Source organism: Mycobacterium sp. SM3041, from assembly GCF_039668335.1.
Lineage (GTDB): Bacteria > Actinomycetota > Actinomycetes > Mycobacteriales > Mycobacteriaceae > Mycobacterium.
The window spans coordinates 1-2,424 of record NZ_JAYXBQ010000036.1 but is presented as its reverse complement, the minus strand read 5'-3'; the positions used below and the strand labels follow the sequence as shown (position 1 = coordinate 2,424).

Annotated in this window: 2 protein-coding genes and 1 pseudogene; 2 read left to right on the top strand and 1 reads right to left on the bottom strand. The window is 65.3% G+C overall.

Features of this window, described 5'->3' with window-relative positions; all coding sequences use genetic code 11:
- Positions 1-569: pseudogene (locus VXD91_RS09225) on the bottom strand (flavin-dependent monooxygenase); the annotation flags it as partial.
- A 161-nt stretch (positions 570-730) separates the two neighbouring features.
- On the opposite strand from VXD91_RS09225, the gene VXD91_RS09220 reads away from it, so the two are divergent.
- Together VXD91_RS09220 and VXD91_RS09215 are read left to right on the top strand one after the other, a co-directional pair.
- Positions 731-1,786, top strand: coding sequence for a ferredoxin--NADP reductase (locus VXD91_RS09220; RefSeq protein WP_346415235.1), 1,056 nt, complete (start codon positions 731-733; stop codon positions 1,784-1,786).
- A gap of 22 nt (positions 1,787-1,808) precedes the next feature.
- The gene (locus VXD91_RS09215; RefSeq protein WP_133426406.1) at positions 1,809-2,384 is read left to right on the top strand and encodes a hypothetical protein; all 576 of its coding nucleotides are present in this window, start codon (positions 1,809-1,811) and stop codon (positions 2,382-2,384) included.
- Positions 2,385-2,424: the final 40 nt, after the last annotated feature.

The following is a 2,424-nucleotide window of genomic DNA, read 5'->3' as shown; positions in this document are numbered from 1 at the left end:
CGCAGGCCGACCACGTTCCACACGTCGTCGATGGTGTATTCGGTGCGCGGGATCAGGAAGCTGCCGAAGTCGACCGGGCGGCCGTCCTTGATGACCGGGCCGCCGAGGAACGCCCAGGTGGCGTGCTCCGAACCGGAGGACCAGTTCCACGCGCCGTTGACGATGTAGCCGTCACCGGTCTCGGTCACCACGCCGGCGCCCATCGGGGCGTAGGACGAGGAGATGCGGACGGTCGAGTCGTCGCCCCAGACGTCTTCCTGGGCCTGCTGGTCGAACAGCGCCAGGTGCCAGTTGTGCACGCCGATGATCGACGCGACCCAGCCGGTGGAACCGCAGGCACTGGCGATGCGGCGGACCGCCTCGTAGAACACGGTGGGATCGGCCTCGAGGCCGTCCCACTGGGCGGGCTGCAGCAGTTTGAAGAAGCCGATCTCGTTCAGACTGTCGATAGACTCCTGCGGCACCTGGCGCAGGTCCTCGGTCAGCTGTGCGCGTTCGCGCAGCACCGGCAGCAGGTCGTCGATGCCAGCCAGCACGGCCTGCACGTCGAGTTGTTCAATTGACGTCACGGATTGCCTCCCGGGGAGTGGTCGTCTAGACAGAAGATTAGAACACGTTACGATTTGTGTCGAGCATGGCGGTACTGCAGCAGGTAGACCCGCATAACTGCACTTTTGTAACCTGTTCTAGTTACTGGCCGTCAGGCCGGTTCGAACGAAGGGTGATCGTTGTGGACGAGCCGCTGGGCAGCCACGTACTGGAACTTGTGGTGGCCGATGTCGTCGCCGAGACGAACGACGCGCGCGTCTTGGTGTTCAAGACGCCCGACGGCAGCGACATCCCGCCAGAGCGACTGAAGTACTCCCCCGGTCAGTTCCTGACCCTGCGCGTCCCGAGCACCCGCACCGGGTCGGTCGCCCGCTGCTACTCCCTGTGCAGTTCGCCGCATGCCGACGAGGCGCTGACCGTCGCGGTCAAGCGCACCGCGGACGGCTACGCGTCGAACTGGCTGTGCGACAACGCACATGTCGGCATGCGGATGCACGTGCTGGCGCCGTCCGGCACGTTCGTCCCCAAGAACCTCGACACCGACTTCCTGCTGCTGGCCGGCGGTAGCGGCATCACGCCGATGCTGTCGATCCTCAAGTCCGCGCTGTCCGAGGGCACCGGCAAGGTGACGCTGTTCTACGCCAACCGCGACGAGAAGTCGGTGATCTTCGGCAAGGCGCTGCGCGAACTGACGTCGCTGTACCCCGACCGGCTGTCCGTCGTGCACTGGCTGGAATCGGTGCAGGGCCTGCCCAACCCGACCATCCTGGCCACGCAGCTGGCGCCCTACACCACACGCGAGACGTTCATCTGCGGCCCGGCCCCGTTCATGGCCGCCGCCGAGGAGGCGCTCCTCAAGTCGGGCGCCGACAAGAGCAATGTGCACCTCGAGGTGTTCCAGTCACTGGACTCCGACCCGTTCGCCGCTGTCGTACTCGCCGAGGATGACAGCGATGAGGGCCCGGCCACCGCAATCGTCACGCTCGACGGTGAGACGCACGAGTTGCAGTGGCCGCGCAAGGCCGTGCTGCTCGACGTGCTGCTCGACAAGGGACTGGACGCACCGTTCTCCTGCCGCGAGGGGCACTGCGGGGCATGTGCGGTGCTGATGAAGAAGGGCGACGTCGACATGGCGATCAACGACGTGTTGGAGCCGTCCGACCTCGAAGAGGGCCTCATCCTCGGTTGCCAGGCGGTGCCCAAGACGGATTCCGTCGAAGTCACCTACGACGAGTAGCGAACGGATTACTTTCTTGACTGTGAACCGGCTTACCGCAGCAACCGCGGCCGCTGTGCTGACCGCGACGGCTCTGATGTCCCCCGCGACGGCTGCTGCCGCAGTCAATTCGGCCGACGCCTTCGTGCCCGTCGACGACGCCACGAAGATTCAGATTCACGTGACGGCACAGTGCTCGGGAGGTGCGTGCACCTTCAACACCGCCGCCAACCTGGTCGTCGGGGGCAATCCGGTTCCGCTGCCGCCGAACACCTGGGCGCGCGAGAACATCACGCTGCGCAGCTCCAACCGCAATGTGTACCAAGACGTCTCGTACAGTGCACCGACCGGAGCCCCGCCGATCAACCGCGGCTCGTGGAACGGCCCGGTGAACTCACGGCAGCTCAAGTCGCAGAACAGCGCTCTGGTCTCGGTCACGTTCAACGGTGGCGGTACGTTCGAGGAGTTCGCGGTCGACGGCACGTCGCTGACGCTCGATGTGCGGACCGGCAGGCCCAACACCGAGGCTAATTTCATTGCCTGCGCCGACATTCAGGTCACCTACCCCGGCGTGAACCTCACGACGCCGACCGCGTGCGCGACGACGCACTACAACTGAGCATCGCATCGCCGAACGTGAAGTAGATCGCGAACTTTCG